Origin of the sequence: Eggerthella sp. 1_3_56FAA (assembly GCF_000185625.1) — a bacterium.
Taxonomy (GTDB): Bacteria; Actinomycetota; Coriobacteriia; order Coriobacteriales; family Eggerthellaceae; genus Eggerthella; species Eggerthella lenta.
In genome coordinates, this window is sequence record NZ_GL622581.1 from 43,135 (window position 1) to 57,411 (window position 14,277).

Below are 14,277 nucleotides of genomic sequence, written 5' to 3' on the forward strand. Positions count from 1 at the left end.
ATCGGCTTTACGCCTCGGAGCCAGCCGCTATGGCAACGCTCTTCGAAAGGGACAGGGCGCCGGACTCGTCGGTTGCGACGACGTCCTTATCCAGAGTGATGACCCCCGTGGTCTCGGGGGCGGCCATGCCCAGCTTGCCCGCCTGCTGCTTCACCTTCGTCGGATTGGACAGCGTGCTCTGGGACACTTCCAGCGCGGCGCCCGAAGAGCGGGCGTCGCTGATCTGGCTGGTCAGCTGGCTCGACTGCATCGTCGTGGAGATCGTCGCGGACATGAGCCCGATGCGCGCGAATCCCACAAGCGACACCACCAGCAGCACGACCGCCGCCGCCTTCGCCAAGAACACGACGTTCGACGGAAGCGTGGGGGTCTGCGTGCGGGTGCCGCGGCCCGGAACGACGCTGATGCGCTCGCGCGGGCTGCGTTCGGGTGCGCGCTCGGGATAGTACGAATACGCTGGTGCTGCGCCCATGTCCGACCCCCTTTCTGTGTTTCGACTGCATGTAAAGGTCGCGTGCGGTGCATATGGCTCCCGCTTGCGTCAGCGGGACGTTTTTGCTTATCGTTTCTGCGCTACGCGAAGCTTGGCGCTGCGTGCGCGAGCGTTGCGCTCGATTTCTTCGGCCGTCGGCAGAACCGGCTTCCTGGTGACGATGTCGAGTATCGGCTGCTTCCCGCACATGCACGCCGGCAGATCCGGAGGGCACGTGCATCGGTTCGCGAACTTGGCGAACGTTTCCTTGACGATGCGGTCCTCAAGCGAGTGGTAGCTGATGACCACCAGGCGGCCGCCGGGGTTGAGCCAGCGGATGGCCGCGTCGAGGCCGCTTCTCAGCACATCGAGCTCGCCGTTCACCTCGATGCGCAGCGCTTGGAACGTGCGCTTCGCCGGGTGTCCCCCTGCTCGGCGAGCCGAGGCGGGGATGGCGGCCTTGATGATGTCGACCAGCTGCTCGCTCGTCTCGATGGGAGCGTTCTGGCGCGCGCGCACCGCGAAATCCGCGATACGGCTGGCCCACTTCTCGTCCGAGTAGGTACGGATGATCCGAGTGAGATCTGCTGCGGTGTAGGTGTTGATGATCTCTGCTGCGGTAAGGGTTTGTTTACCCGGATCCATCCGCATATCAAGAGGGCCGTTCTCCTTGAAGGAGAAGCCTCGAGACGGCGTGTCGATCTGCACCGAAGACACTCCGAGGTCGAACAGAACCGCATCGACGCCGGGCACCTCCGTGCTGAGGAGCGCTTCATCCATATTTCCGAAGTTGCCGCGCACGAGTTCCAGGCGCGGGCGCACGTCGTCAGGCAACGTCCCGAGTTTGAGACGGGCAGCGGCCAGCGCCACCTCGTCTTGATCGATGCCGATGAGCGTGCCCCCGCTCCCGATGAGCTTGGCCGCTTCGAAGGAATGCCCTGCACCGCCGAGTGTTGCGTCCACGAATGTATGCTGTGGTTTGAGGTTCGAGTATTCGAGGCACTCGGCGAGCAGAACGGGTGTATGCCGATATTCGCTTGTCATATCGCTCACGCCTTTCGATCAGTCGAACAACAGACCGAGATCGGTCTCGTCGTCCACCGCGTCGTAGCGCTTTGCGTCCCAGATCTCGAAGTAGCCCGTGTTGCCCACGACGACGACCTCCTTGTCGATTCCCACGGCTTCGCGCTGCTCGGCCGAGATCATGATGCGGCCGGCTGCGTCGATGGACACATCGGCTGCACGCGACTTCAGCTTGCGGCGCAGGCGAACATGGAGATCGTTGGTGCGGTCGAACTTCTCGAACTTGTCCTCGAACACGCCGGCCACCCATGCATTGAACGCATCGGGCTCGAACACGTAGAGGCACTCGTCCTTCGGGTTGCGGGTTACCACCAGATCCGTCGAGAGAACCTTGCGAAACGATGCGGGAAGCGACATGCGGCCTTTGGCGTCCACCTTATGGCGGTACGCGCTGTTGAGATCGACAACCTTGTTGCCCTCTTCCGCCATGCCTTCCTTTCCGCCGCCGTCCCACGGCTCTTTCGATGTATGGAATTCTATCCCACTTCGCCCCACTTCGCAACAAAATATGCGACTTGACCCCCTTTTTGCCCATCCTGAAACCCACCGGACTCTTTCCCGTTAACCGCTCCCCTGCCAACCGAAAAACGACACGACCACATGTAGAACGGACGCGCTTGGGCGGGCACAACATGTAGGCCGCCCGCCCCCGCGGTGGGACGAAGTGGGGAGTTATGCGGAATCTGTGGCAGGATGGATCTTCAACCTGAATTTCAGTTCGCCGCCCCCTCCCATCAGGCACAAAACAGCGAACGGATGTTTGAAATTGAGTCAGCAGGGGGCAAAGTGGGAGACGAAGAGCGCCTTCCTACTTCGCCCGGGGGTGGGCGCTCAGATACTCCTCGCGGATATGGGTGCGGTTCACGTGGGTGTAGATCTGGGTGGTGGAGATGTCCGAATGCCCCAGGATCTCTTGGATGACGCGCAGATCGGCGCCGCCGGCGAGCATGTGGGTGGCGAAGGAATGGCGCAGCGTGTGCGGATGAAGGTTCGCCACGCCGATGAAGCGGCCGGCCTCGGCGACGAGGGAGTGCACGCTCTGGCGCGTCAGCCGCCCGCCGCGCGCATTGAGGAACACGGCCGAGGTTGATTTCGCGTACGAGCGGACGAGCTCGGGGCGTCCGCGCTCGAGGTAGTCGCGCAGCGCGCGCAGCGCGGCGCCCGAGATGGGGGCGATGCGTTCCTTATTCCCCTTGCCCAGGATATGAAGATAACCTTCCTCCAAGATGGCGTCGCCCAAATCGAGCCCCGTGCACTCGCTCACGCGCAACCCGCAACCGTACAGGACCTCGAGGATGGCCTGGTTGCGAAGGGCCAGAGGGCCTTCGTCCAGCGGGCGCGACAGCATGGCGTCCACCTGCGCCACCGAAAGCACGTCGGGAAGACGGTCGGGCGCCTTGGGAAGCTGGATAGTGTCGGCCGGGTTGCGGCGCGCGTAGCCTTCTCGCACGAGGAAGCGGTGGAACCCCTTGAGCACGGACACATGGCGGTCCACCGTCGAGGCCGCATACCCGCGGCCGAACAGATCCGACTCGTAAGCTACGATGACCTCGCGATCGACGTCGTCCAGCGACTCGACCCCGCGTTTCTCGAGAAACTGCGCGTAGTCCTTGAGGTCGGCGGCGTACGCGGACACGGTCAACGGAGAGCTTCCTCGCTCGACGCGCAGATACGCCAGGTACTCTCGATACAGCTCGTCCATCCGCCACCTTCGTCGTCGCCGCGCCACCGCAAAACTTCGAACGGATGTTTCACGTGAAACATCCGCGCTCCGCCCGTCGAACCCTCTGCATGATATAGTTCACAGGATAGCACGCCTTCGCGGCGATGAGGACGCTGCGCGTCCGCAGGAAGCGCGCCACCGTCCTCCCTAGGCGCGACGCACGGCGGCGGCGCTCACGAAACCGCAGAACAGCGGATGGGGCCGCGTGGGGCGGCTCTTGAACTCGGGATGGCCCTGGCTGGCGACGAACCACGGATGGCCGGGCAGCTCCACCATCTCCACGAGCCGCCCGTCCGGCGACGCGCCCGACACCGAAAGCCCCGCTTCGACCAAGCGCTCGCGGAAGGCGTTGTTCACCTCATAACGATGACGGTGACGCTCATATATAATAGATTCGCCGTAAGCCTCGAACGCCTTCGTGCCCGGCTCCACCTTGCACGGATAAGCTCCCAGGCGCATGGTTCCGCCCTTGCCCTCCACATCCTCCTGCTCGGGCATGAGGTCCACCACGGGAAAGGCCGCCTCGGCATCGAACTCGGCCGACGTGGCCCCGGACATGCCGGCCGCGTCGCGCGCGAACATGCATACGGCAGCCTGCAGCCCCAGGCAGATGCCCAAGTAGGGAATGCCCTGCTTGCGCGCGTAGCGAGCCGCGGCGATCTTGCCCTCGAAGGCGCGCTGGCCGAAACCGCCCGGCACGAGGATGCCGTCCATGCCGCCCAGCACCGCCCCCGCGTTCGCGTCCGACAGCTCCTCGCCGTCCACGAGGTGCACGTTCACGCGGCATCCGCAGCGCACCCCCGCATGCCCGAGCGCCTCGATCACCGACAGATACGCGTCGGGCAGGCTCACGTACTTGCCCACCACGGCCACGTCCACCTCCTCATCGCAAGCGTCCGCCGCGGCCAAGAACGAGCGCAGGGGCGCCAAGTCGGCCGAACGCCGCTCGAGGCACAACCGGTCGAGCACCATCTCGTCGAAGCGCTGCTCGTGCAAGCCCAGCGGCACCTCGTAGATGGACGGCGCGTCGGTGCAGGCCAGCACCTCCTCGGGCCGCACGTCGCAGAACAGCGCGATCTTCTCGCGCACGCCGTCCTCGATCTCGTGGTCCGAGCGGCACACGATGAAGTCGGGCTGCACGCCGATGGAGCGCAGCTCCTTCACCGAATGCTGCGTGGGCTTCGTCTTCACCTCGTGCGCTGCGGCTATATAAGGCACCAGCGTCACGTGAACGAACAGCACGTCGCCGTACGGCAGCTCCTTCTTGAACTGGCGCGCGGCCTCGATGAACGGCAGCGACTCGATGTCGCCGACGGTGCCGCCGATCTCGGATATGACGATGTCGGCGCCGGTTTGGTCGGCGATGCGCCGCAGGCGCGCCTTGATGGCCTCGGTGACGTGCGGAATCACCTGCACGGTGCCGCCCAGGTAGTCGCCGCGCCGCTCGCGCGCGATGAGGCTCTGGTAGATGGATCCCTGCGTGAAGTTGGACTCGCGCGTGAGGTTCTCGTCGATGAAGCGCTCGTAGTGCCCCAGGTCGAGATCGCCTTCGTGCCCGTCCTCGGTGACGAACACTTCGCCGTGCTGGAACGGCGACATGGTTCCCGGATCCACGTTGAGGTACGGATCCATCTTCTGCATGGTCACTTGGTACCCGCGCGCCTTGAGCAAGTGCCCCAGCGACGCGGCCGTAATGCCCTTGCCCAGCGACGAGACGACGCCCCCGGTAACGAAGATGTGCTTGGCCATGATTCTCCTATCATGCTATGCGTGCTTCATATGATTCGGAGACGGCGCCTGGCCGCGCACGAAATACGCCCGAAGAGCACAGCGGATCCTGCCTCCAAACGTCTTTTCATTCTACGGCATGCACGAGGTCGGAGCCGCATTGCCCGGCGCAATTAACAAAGCCGTAACACCCACGGCACGGCAGCCGATGCGCGAGCCAGATGCAAGAGGCGCAGACAGCGCAAGGGCCGGGCGCCGCGCATCGAGAGCGCGTGCCCGGCCCTTGCACCGGAGAGGGAGGGGTGCGCACATCCGGCAAAGGACGGCACCGTCGAATGATCAGGTTAGTTGTCTACAAACCGGCTGCGGCGTTCTCGCCGGCCACCTTGCCGTAGAACATGGCCATCGCGTGGCTGTGGCCGCTCAGACGGAAGGGGTACTTGATAGCGAAGCGGCTGCCCTGGATGTTGCCGGACGCATACAAGCCGGGGATCACCTGGCGCTCGAGGTCGAGCACCTGGGCGTTCTGGTTGGATTCCAAGCCGCCCATCATGACCAGGCACAGGCCCACGCCCATGCGCTGCGCGTAGTACGGGCCGTCGTCGGTCACGGGCATCAGGTACTTCGCCTGCTTGGCGTAGTCCTCGTCGACGCCCTTCTCGCACAGCTCGTTGTAGCGCTCGACCGTGGCCAGCGCTGCATCGACGTCCATGCCGTCGATGCTCTCGAACAACTCGCGCAGCGTCTGGCCCTTGAAGATGGTGCCGTCGCCCACCCGCTCGTCCCACTCGGCGAGCGTGGCCGCGAACGTGTTCACGCACTTCGCAGCATTCTCTTCGAAGTGGCTGTCGGTGATCATGAAGCACTTGTGCTTGGGCTGCAGCTCGATGGGATACTCGGCATCGGCGGCGCAGGTGTCCTCGTTCATGAACCGCTCGCCGTTGTAGTTGATGCGCAACAGCGGTCCGGTGAAGCCCATGGAATCGTTCTGCGAATCGGTGTCGCCCGGACCCCCCATCACGTGCATCTGCGAGCACTGGTACTGCTGGATGGAAGCACCCGCCCAGTACCCCAGCTTGTAGCCGTCGCCCGTATTGGTGCGGTTGCCCTCGACGTCCATGTTCGGCCATGGGTTGCCGTTGCCGTTCCAGATGAGGTTCGGTGCGAAGTAGCGCACCATGTCCTCGTTGGATCGACAGCAGCCCGATGCCAGGCACACGCCGTTTTCAGCGTTGATCTTCTTGTACTTGCCGGTATCGGCGTTGCGCGCGTACACGCCCACCACGCGACCTTCATCGTTTTGGATGAGCGCTTCGGCGAAATGGCCGAAATACGCTTCGGAGCCCGTGCCGGCATCGAGGCCCTTCTGGAAATTGTTGTCGAGCACGGCCTGATGGTCGGTGAAGTTCAGGCATTCGGGGAAAGCGGCCTGCGGCTCGCTCTCCCAGTCGATGGTCGGATCGCTCATGCAGCTGACGCCGTTGGGAACGTCCGCGCTGGGATCCATCGACATCTCGTAATTCTCGAGGATCTCGCAATCCGCGCCCTCGATCCACCAGTCCATAGCCTCCGCGTCGCCCAAGACGAACTTGCGGACGATATTGTAATTCGTGATGCTGGCGCACTCCTGGAACTCTTCCTTGATGATGGCCTCAAGGTCGAGGTGGGGCAGGCCGAAGGTGTCGGTCAGCTTGCCGTTCAAGTAGCAGTACTGGCTGGAGCGCTGCTGCGGCATGGAACCCTTCTCGATGCCGACGACCTTGGCGCCGCCCTCGGACGCCGCACGGAACGCCGCGACGCCCGAGACGCCCAGACCCACGACCGCCACGTCGCAGTCAAGCTCTTCCTCCACCATATCGTCGGTGATCTCAGGAGGATTGGCGGGCCAAGGATAATAGTCTCCCCACGGCGACGGGGCAAGTCCTTCGGCGGCGTCGGCCGCGCTCGCAGCCGTCGCAGCATCGCCCGCCGAGCTTGCCGAAGACGCCTGCGGCGAACATCCCGCCAACGCTGCTCCCGCTCCCAGCGCCGCCACGCCTCCTAGCGTGAGGAACCCGCGACGCGTGAGGCCGTCGGCCAGCTCTTTCTTTTGCTTTTCGTTGTTCATGATCTCCCTCCTTCAGGGTGAATCGAGCAGCGCTCCATGCGCCGCCCTTGCAACGACGCAACCATAGGACGCACGTGGAACAGGGAGAATAACCGCAGTGCGTGAAGCGCATCACCGCGTTGCAGTATTTTTTCGTTTTACCAGATGATCGGACTGAAAAGACATCGAGGCGACCGGCTTTCGGAGAACGCGAGTCCGAAGGACGACTCGGCTGGAGTACAATGGGCAGGAAACATCGGAGAAGCCAAAGGGGGGCTTTCGCATGGCAAACGGCACGTACTTGAACAGGCTAGCCGCCCAACCTCCCATCCGTTTCCGCCCCCGCCTTTTGCTGTTAGCGGCTTTCCTTGCCTCGGCGCCCCTCTATCCGCCCAACTCCTACCTTATGCTGCGTTTCGCACCGAACGTCTCGCCCGCTGGCGACTTTCTTTTCGCCATGCTGCTCTCTTGCTTTGCGACAGCCCTCGCCATCCTGCTCTTCTCGGCGCAACGCCCCAGCTGGCCTGGCTTCGAAACGCGCAAAGGGCGCCCGATCGCCACAGGCTGCGCTTGGACGTACGCCGCAGTCTTGGTGGCGATCTGGATTCTGCTCGCAGCCGGATACCGTAACGTCGTCTTGTTCGCAGCGCTCGGCGTCACGGCCGGGGCATGCATGGCGCCGGTGATCATGCGGTGGGTGCGTCTGTATCTAATGGATTTTCGCAGCGTGATGTTCTACGGTGCCATCGCGTGCGCCAGCTCGTCGGCTGTCGCCTGGATCGTTTCGCTTTTGTCCGACCCGTTCGCGGTAGCCGCGGAAGGCGTTCTCGCCATAACGGGATCGGTTCTCCCCCTGTTGTTCGGAATCGAGAAATGCACGCACGAGACGGATGAGGACGCACAGAGCGTCTCCGGCATCGAAAACGGCGGGGGCGGCTTCACCGGCTCCCCTGACGCGGAAAGCCCGTCGAACACGCTGACAGGGCTTGCATCTTCTCTCAGGACATTCCTATCGATCATATGGGTGCCGCTGCTGGGCTTTCTCGTCTGCTCGTTCATGATGGCCGCTTATTCGTTCGACGCCGACGTGGGAGCGGGACGAAGCGAGTACACGGGCGCCATCGTTGCATCGGCCGTCGTCGTGGCGCTTTGCGCAATGCGGTTGAAAAGCCCGTTCGTTATGCTGATCGACCGCTTGGCTGTTCCGGCGTGCGTCGCGGTGAGCATCGTGCTGGGCAGCTTCCCGACGGGGACGACGCTGTTCGTGGCGGGAGCGATGCTCGTATACGCGCCTCTCGCCCTGCTATCGCTCTTCGCGCTCTCATCGCTGGTCGCCATGGCCGAGGCGGGAGAATTCCCTCTGCCCTTCGTGTTCTCGGCGGCCTTCCTGCTCAGCTGTGCGGCATCGCTTTTGGGCATGACGGTGCAGGCGAACGTGCCGCCGGATGTGAATTTAGGGCCGTACCTGTGGGTCGTGCTTTCCTCATACTTCTGCATCGTGGTGGTGCACCTCGGCTTCGTCGCATGGCAGCAGGCTTGCTCGACGGACGATCCCGACGCTTTGCAGGATGCAGGCATGCGGAACGAAGGTGAAACCGATACGCTGCATGCATTGCAGCACGAACGCATCGTGACGCTAGCGAACGGGTACGCCCTCACGAAGCGCGAACGCGAGATACTGCAGTACCTGAGCCTGGGATACGGGTCGGTATACATCTCCAAAACGCTGTTCATCTCCGACAACACCGCGCGCACCCACATCCGCAATATTTACCGCAAACTGGACGTCAGCTCGCGAGAAGAGCTGCTGTCGCTGGTCAACGGCATGAAATGACAGCCCGCGCCTCGCACCCCTACGCGGCTCTGTACAGCTGATGGTTTGACGCGGGTTCGCCCGCTATCGTGGTATGCTGTTACATTAGTGCAAGAGCAGAACGGTTCGAAGAAGAAGAGGGATTCCATGCGCATCGGGTTCGACAACGACAAGTACATCGCGCTTCAGGCCGAGCATATCCGCAACCGCATCAATCAGTTCGGCGGCAAGCTCTATCTGGAATTCGGCGGAAAGCTGTTCGACGACTACCATGCCGCGCGCGTGCTGCCCGGGTTCGAGCCCGACTCCAAGATCCGCATGCTCAAGAGCCTGGCCGACGAGGTGGAGATCATCATCGCCATCAACGCCAACGACATCGAGAAGAGCAAGGTCCGCGGAGACTTGGGCATCACCTACGACGAGGACGTGCTGCGCCTCATGGACATCTTCCGCTCCATGGGCTTCGCCACCAGCGGTGTGGTGATCACCCACTACGCGAACCAACCCTCGGCCGGCGCGTTCCGCCGCCGCCTGGAAAGCCTGGGCATCAAAAGCTACCTGCACTACCCTATCGCCGGCTATCCGTACGACATCGACCGCATCGTCAGCGAAGAGGGCTACGGCAAGAACGAATACGTGGAAACGACGCGCCCCCTCGTGGTGGTGACGGCGCCCGGCCCCGGCTCGGGCAAGATGGCCACGTGCCTGTCGCAGCTGTACCACGAGCATGAGCGCGGCATCGCGGCCGGCTACGCCAAGTACGAGACGTTCCCCGTGTGGAACCTGCCGCTGAAGCACCCGGTGAACATCGCCTACGAGGCGGCCACGGTGGACCTCGACGACGCGAACACCATCGATCCCTTCCATCTGGAAGCCTACGGCATCACCACGGTCAACTACAACCGCGACGTGGAGATATTCCCCGTGCTGAAGGCCATGATGGAGCGTATCTCGGGCACCAGCCCGTACCAGTCGCCCACCGACATGGGCGTGAACATGGCCGGCAACGCCATCGTGGACGACGAGGCCGTGCGCGACGCCGCGAAGATGGAGATCGTGCGCCGCTACTTCCAAACCGCGGTGGAAGTGAAGCGCTCGGGCGTGGGCCAGGAGCGCATGGAACGCCTGGAGCTGCTGATGAACCAGGCAGGCGTGAACGCGAGCTTGTCTCCCGCGCGCTCGGCGGCGCTGCTGAAGGAGGAGACCACCGGCGGCCCGGCTGGAGCGATGGTACTGCCCGACGGCTCGGTGGTGACGGGCAAGACGTCGTCGCTGCTGGGCGCGGCATCGTCGCTGCTGATGAACGCGCTCAAGGGCCTGGCCGGCGTGGACGACGACATCGACGTGATCAGCGACGAGGCCATCACGCCCATCTGCCGCCTGAAAACCGAGCAGCTGAACAGCCGCAACCCCCGCCTACACTCCGATGAGACGCTCATCGCGCTGTCCATCAGCTCGGCCACCGATCCGCTGGCGAAGAAGCTGATCGACCACGTGAACGACCTATACGGCTGCGACGCGTTCTTCAGCGTGATCCTGTCGGCCACCGACGAGAAGCTGTACCGCACCCTCGGCATCAACGTCTGCTGCGAGCCGAAGTACGAGCAGCATAGGTACTATCACAAATAGTAATCACAAGTAAGGCGGTGCAAGATGAACGGTTGTTGTTGCGTCGAAGCGTCAACCCTCGTGCTCATGGCCGATGGCAGCCAGCGCCCCATTCGCGACCTGCGTATCGGCGATTTGGTAAGAACCGAAACAGGAACCGCGCATATACGCGACATCATCAAAGGGCGCGAGCCCGAGCTGGTTCGCATCGGGCTCGCGCAAGGCGGCAACCTCGTCGCGACGGGGAACCACCCCCTGTTCACCGACAAGGGCGTCAAGCGATGCAGCGAGGTCGTCGTGGACGATCGGCTTCGCACGGAGGGCGGCTGCGTCGCCATCGAAAGCATCGAGCTCGCTCCGCACGAGCCCGCGACGAGCAATCTGACGCTCGGAAAAGCCATCGGGTGCGTTTCGCACGATTTCGAGGTATACAACCTGGTTCTGGATGGATCGAGCGTATTCTTCGCGAACGGGCTGCTTGTGGGCGACGACAACGAGCAAGGGCGCCTTATGCGCTCATCTGACGAGATTCGCAGCTCAGCCAGCGTTCCTGCCGAGCTGCTCGCCGAAGCGGAGCGCTTGCGCCGCGATTCGATGTAGCCCGAGACGATTGCCCCCGCAGCGGCTCATCTTCGCCCGAAAAACACGCTCCAACGTCTGAGGCGTGTTTTTCGGGCGAAGATGCTCCCGTCGTCGTTACGCGGCGGCGACGATCCAGATCATCGAGCCGTAGGCGAAGCTGTTGCCGTCCGCGTCGATCGTGGCGTTGAGCAGCGTCTTCATACCGTAGTCGGTGAACGTTCCGTGCCACACGAGCATCGTGTTCTCATCGCCTGCAGCTAGCAGCACCGGCCGGTCGAACGTCGCTTCAAGTCCCAGCGGTGTGAAGCGCGCGTCCTGCACGAATGTCGTGGAGCCGCTTTCGGTGGTGAGCGACCACGAGCCCCCCGGCAAGTCCTGGTCGGCGCGCTTGAGACGAACGCCCACGATGGCCACGTTGCGTTCCGAGCGGTTCGCCGCCGCAACGGGGATGAGAGCGGTGTTGTCGCCTTCGGCGTTCAGAACCATGGAAACCGACGAAGGGACGGTGATGTTGACCTGGGCTTCCTCTTGGGGTGCGAGCGCAGGTTCGGATTCCGGCTCGGCAGGCGGTTCGGGGACGGGCGCCTCTTCGGCGGGCGCGTTCGCGAGCTTGTCGGTAAGCTCGTCCGCCGGCTGCTCTACAGATTCGTCCGCGGAAGCATCGAGGTCCTTCGAATCGTCGGGATCCTCGACGCCCTCGGAGTCTTCGGGCGTTTCAGACTCGACGGGATCCTTGGGCTCCGCGGAATCATCCGGCTCTTCAACCGTCGGCAGCTCCGGCGCATCGGGATTCACAAGCTCGCGCCCGTCGAGATTCCATGCGTACCTCAGCACGTTCTCGTCCGCGCCGCGATACACCGTGGCCAGCAGCGTTTCGGCCGGCTCCTCGAAGCCGAAGCATTCATCCGCGACCGCCTCGTCGGCGAATGCGAATTCGTCGGGAAGCTCGACGAGCTTCGGGCAATCGTAGAACGCGCGCGTCAGATCTTCGACGCTGGCGGGCACGTTCGCGATCTCGCTCAGGTTCGAGCATCCCTCGAACCAATGAGCCAAGCTCGTCGCTTCCACCTTGTCGGCGAAGATCACGCGCTTGATGTCGTCGGCCACGCCTGCCGCCAGCCAGGGGACATCCTTGACGTCGTCGAACGCGACCGTTTCCCCCGACCCGTCGACCACGAACGTCCCGTCGGGCCACAGCTCAGCCAACACCGCCGAGGCATCGTCCGCACCGATAGGCCATGCACGCTCGTATTCGGGAACGATGGGAGCATCGGGGGCAACCGGCTCGGCGTCGGGCAGAGGCCGGGATTGGGGCTTCGGCTCGCTTGGAGCGGGAGCGTGCGAAGGCGCTTCGACCACAACGTTGTCGATATCGTCAACCGGCGTCTTCGGAGCCGCAGGCTCCTCGACCGCTTCGGAACCGCCCGCGTCCTTCTCGGCCGCAAACGAAAACGGCACCGGCCATAACAACCCGAACACCAACAGCGCGCAAAGCGCGAAAGCCGCGCTGATCCTCAGCGCGGCTTTCCATGGGGGCATACTATATGCTGTCGGCTTCGTCATAAATCGAAACCATTTCTATTGCAGTCGGGTAAGTTCTACGCTAGCCCAATAGTCCAAGCGACGTCGAATGCTGAAGCCTTGGTAAAATAGCTGGAAAGAAAAGTCTTATCCAGAGTGCCTGATTTTATATCCATCGTCAAAGCCAAAGGCGTTGCCGTCGTCCCATCAGTGCTTTTTCCTATAGTCCAGTTCAAACCAGTTGCGCTCGACTCAGTAAGCACTGTTTTCTTTGTAACATCATTCTTTTGCGATATGGTCACGCACAATGCGTTAGGAGCCAATGTCGTGTCGGAAGAGGCTAAGGTAAAATTATTATCAGTTTTGTTCGTCACCTTGACATCCGTCAACGCAACATCGAAGCCCTTGGTGGTATTGCCTATGGAAAAATCGCCAGGTCCCGTTATGGTGTCGTTGGTAATCGAGATGGGGAGGGTCGTAGGCACTGTTGCCGAAATATTTATTGTCGCCGTCACATCGACCGAGCTAGTACCCGTGGCCGCAGTATTATTTGAGCCCTGTATCGTTTTGTCAGTTACCGCGAACGCCGGAGCTGCGCATAGCCCCGTTAGCATTGTTGCCGCGCAAACACCAACGATGCCCTTTTTCAAATTCGTAAGCTTGCTCATGATAGTTCCCTTTCTAACGTGCCCTTACGTTGTCGGATGCGCTCTACGTATCTTCCGCGTCGAAAGCCCCTTAGCCTTCGACGTTCAAAACAATTTCAGCGGCCGCTTGGCCGGTTTGCTTGTGCGTCTCGCGATCGTAGCCGGTGAACGTGGCCACGGCGGCGTACTGTCCGGGATCAAGATCCTTCGTCAGCTTGATCGTTTGAATATGCTGGTCGGGCGCTATGGCAGCCGACTCGTACACCGTCTCGCCCGAATCTTTCAGCGTGATGACCACTTTCTGATCCATCGGGTTCGCGGCGATGTTCTCGATGCGCGCCTCGCCCTCGGACGAGCCGTCGGCGAACGTGATGGACGCCGCGATGGAGATGTTCATCATGCCCTTCGCCACTTCCTCGTTAAGCGCCGCCTGGATCTCTTCCTTCGACTTGCCCTCGAACTGGCCTTGCGCGGCGTTCGAGTCGTACCAGTCTTCCAGCGCAGGCTGCTGCGTCAGCACGACGCCAACCCCTACGGCAGCGCCCACGGCGACAACGGCCACCAGCGCGGCGAATACATGCTTGGACATGCCGAGGATCTTGCCGGTATTCTTGGCGGCGTCGGCAGCTATGTTGGAAATGGGATGCGAAGCGTTTGAAGCCCCGGCATCGGAAGCGTTGTCGACAGATGCCGGATCAGAAGTCGCGCCGAAACCATTGCCCTGCGCGACATCGTCGGCAGCGTTGTCGCCGCCCGTCTGGCGTTGAGTGGCATTTGGTTCGGCATCATCTACTGGAAGGCTCTGCGTGCTCGTCGTGTCTTGCTCGCTCATACGTACTGTACCCCTTATTCGACAGTCCCCCTGTCGTAAACACGAAAACTTAGTTAGCTAAGATACGCCACGGGCGATGGCAAGTCAATGGCGTTTGAAGGAATATTTGGAGCCACTAAAAAATTATTCAAACGATGACAATTTTGCCTATACGATCAGGCGGTATGAATTATTCTGCAATG

The 14,277-nt window shown here is 62.3% G+C and carries 12 protein-coding genes; 3 read left to right on the forward strand and 9 right to left on the reverse strand.

Annotated elements, in window-relative coordinates; genetic code table 11:
• Window positions 1-7: 7 nt before the first annotated feature.
• From HMPREF1023_RS10425 to HMPREF1023_RS10450, 6 genes are all read right to left on the reverse strand, one after another.
• Window positions 8-472: a cell division protein FtsL gene (locus HMPREF1023_RS10425; protein ID WP_009306258.1), complete on the reverse strand. Its 465-nt coding sequence runs from the start codon at window positions 470-472 to the stop codon at window positions 8-10.
• 87 nt (window positions 473-559) lie between these two features.
• The gene (gene rsmH, locus HMPREF1023_RS10430; RefSeq protein WP_009306259.1) at window positions 560-1,516 is read right to left on the reverse strand and encodes a 16S rRNA (cytosine(1402)-N(4))-methyltransferase RsmH; all 957 of its coding nucleotides are present in this window, start codon (window positions 1,514-1,516) and stop codon (window positions 560-562) included.
• A gap of 18 nt (window positions 1,517-1,534) precedes the next feature.
• Window positions 1,535-1,984 (reverse strand): division/cell wall cluster transcriptional repressor MraZ, encoded by a 450-nt coding sequence (locus HMPREF1023_RS10435; RefSeq protein ID WP_009306260.1) that lies wholly within the window; start codon window positions 1,982-1,984, stop codon window positions 1,535-1,537.
• 379 nt (window positions 1,985-2,363) lie between these two features.
• On the reverse strand, window positions 2,364-3,257 hold the full coding sequence (locus HMPREF1023_RS10440) for a site-specific tyrosine recombinase (RefSeq protein ID WP_009306261.1): 894 nt from the start codon (window positions 3,255-3,257) through the stop codon (window positions 2,364-2,366).
• 168 nt (window positions 3,258-3,425) lie between these two features.
• Window positions 3,426-5,027 carry a CTP synthase gene (locus HMPREF1023_RS10445; protein ID WP_009306262.1) on the reverse strand — a complete coding sequence of 534 codons (1,602 nt, stop codon included), beginning with the start codon at window positions 5,025-5,027 and terminating at the stop codon, window positions 3,426-3,428.
• Between the two features lie 331 nt (window positions 5,028-5,358).
• Entirely contained in the window at window positions 5,359-7,113 is a 1,755-nt protein-coding gene (locus tag HMPREF1023_RS10450; protein WP_009306263.1) for an FAD-binding protein, read from the reverse strand.
• A gap of 709 nt (window positions 7,114-7,822) precedes the next feature.
• On the opposite strand from HMPREF1023_RS10450, the gene HMPREF1023_RS10455 reads away from it, so the two are divergent.
• From HMPREF1023_RS10455 to HMPREF1023_RS10465, 3 genes are all read left to right on the forward strand, one after another.
• Window positions 7,823-8,926 (forward strand): helix-turn-helix transcriptional regulator, encoded by a 1,104-nt coding sequence (locus HMPREF1023_RS10455; RefSeq protein ID WP_231566132.1) that lies wholly within the window; start codon window positions 7,823-7,825, stop codon window positions 8,924-8,926.
• Between the two features lie 126 nt (window positions 8,927-9,052).
• On the forward strand, window positions 9,053-10,534 hold the full coding sequence (locus tag HMPREF1023_RS10460) for a DUF1846 domain-containing protein (RefSeq protein WP_009306265.1): 1,482 nt from the start codon (window positions 9,053-9,055) through the stop codon (window positions 10,532-10,534).
• Window positions 10,535-10,558: 24 nt separating this feature from the next.
• Window positions 10,559-11,113, forward strand: a complete 555-nt coding sequence (locus tag HMPREF1023_RS10465; protein WP_009306266.1) for a Hint domain-containing protein — start codon at window positions 10,559-10,561, stop codon at window positions 11,111-11,113.
• Window positions 11,114-11,209: 96 nt separating this feature from the next.
• Here HMPREF1023_RS10465 and HMPREF1023_RS10470 read toward each other — a convergent pair whose 3' ends face one another.
• The 3 genes from HMPREF1023_RS10470 to HMPREF1023_RS10475 form a co-directional block, all read right to left on the reverse strand.
• The gene (locus HMPREF1023_RS10470) at window positions 11,210-12,634 is read right to left on the reverse strand and encodes a hypothetical protein (protein ID WP_009306267.1); all 1,425 of its coding nucleotides are present in this window, start codon (window positions 12,632-12,634) and stop codon (window positions 11,210-11,212) included.
• A gap of 59 nt (window positions 12,635-12,693) precedes the next feature.
• Window positions 12,694-13,284, reverse strand: coding sequence for a hypothetical protein (locus HMPREF1023_RS15490; RefSeq protein ID WP_139019511.1), 591 nt, complete (start codon window positions 13,282-13,284; stop codon window positions 12,694-12,696).
• A 70-nt stretch (window positions 13,285-13,354) separates the two neighbouring features.
• The gene (locus tag HMPREF1023_RS10475; protein WP_009306268.1) at window positions 13,355-14,095 is read right to left on the reverse strand and encodes a hypothetical protein; all 741 of its coding nucleotides are present in this window, start codon (window positions 14,093-14,095) and stop codon (window positions 13,355-13,357) included.
• Window positions 14,096-14,277 lie beyond the last annotated feature (182 nt).

What these genes read in the sequence shown, in the direction of transcription:
- HMPREF1023_RS15490 (WP_139019511.1), bottom strand. Translation starts at nt 13,284, where the DNA reads ATGAGCAAGCTTACGAATTTGAAAAAGGGCATCGTTGGTGTTTGCGCG.
- HMPREF1023_RS10450 (WP_009306263.1), bottom strand. Translation starts at nt 7,113, where the DNA reads ATGAACAACGAAAAGCAAAAGAAAGAGCTGGCCGACGGCCTCACGCGT.
- HMPREF1023_RS10435 (WP_009306260.1), bottom strand. Translation starts at nt 1,984, where the DNA reads ATGGCGGAAGAGGGCAACAAGGTTGTCGATCTCAACAGCGCGTACCGC.
- HMPREF1023_RS10465 (WP_009306266.1), top strand. Translation starts at nt 10,559, where the DNA reads ATGAACGGTTGTTGTTGCGTCGAAGCGTCAACCCTCGTGCTCATGGCC.
- HMPREF1023_RS10440 (WP_009306261.1), bottom strand. Translation starts at nt 3,257, where the DNA reads ATGGACGAGCTGTATCGAGAGTACCTGGCGTATCTGCGCGTCGAGCGA.
- HMPREF1023_RS10445 (WP_009306262.1), bottom strand. Translation starts at nt 5,027, where the DNA reads ATGGCCAAGCACATCTTCGTTACCGGGGGCGTCGTCTCGTCGCTGGGC.
- rsmH (WP_009306259.1), bottom strand. Translation starts at nt 1,516, where the DNA reads ATGACAAGCGAATATCGGCATACACCCGTTCTGCTCGCCGAGTGCCTC.
- HMPREF1023_RS10460 (WP_009306265.1), top strand. Translation starts at nt 9,053, where the DNA reads ATGCGCATCGGGTTCGACAACGACAAGTACATCGCGCTTCAGGCCGAG.
- HMPREF1023_RS10455 (WP_231566132.1), top strand. Translation starts at nt 7,823, where the DNA reads ATGTTCTACGGTGCCATCGCGTGCGCCAGCTCGTCGGCTGTCGCCTGG.
- HMPREF1023_RS10475 (WP_009306268.1), bottom strand. Translation starts at nt 14,095, where the DNA reads ATGAGCGAGCAAGACACGACGAGCACGCAGAGCCTTCCAGTAGATGAT.
- HMPREF1023_RS10470 (WP_009306267.1), bottom strand. Translation starts at nt 12,634, where the DNA reads ATGCCCCCATGGAAAGCCGCGCTGAGGATCAGCGCGGCTTTCGCGCTT.
- HMPREF1023_RS10425 (WP_009306258.1), bottom strand. Translation starts at nt 472, where the DNA reads ATGGGCGCAGCACCAGCGTATTCGTACTATCCCGAGCGCGCACCCGAA.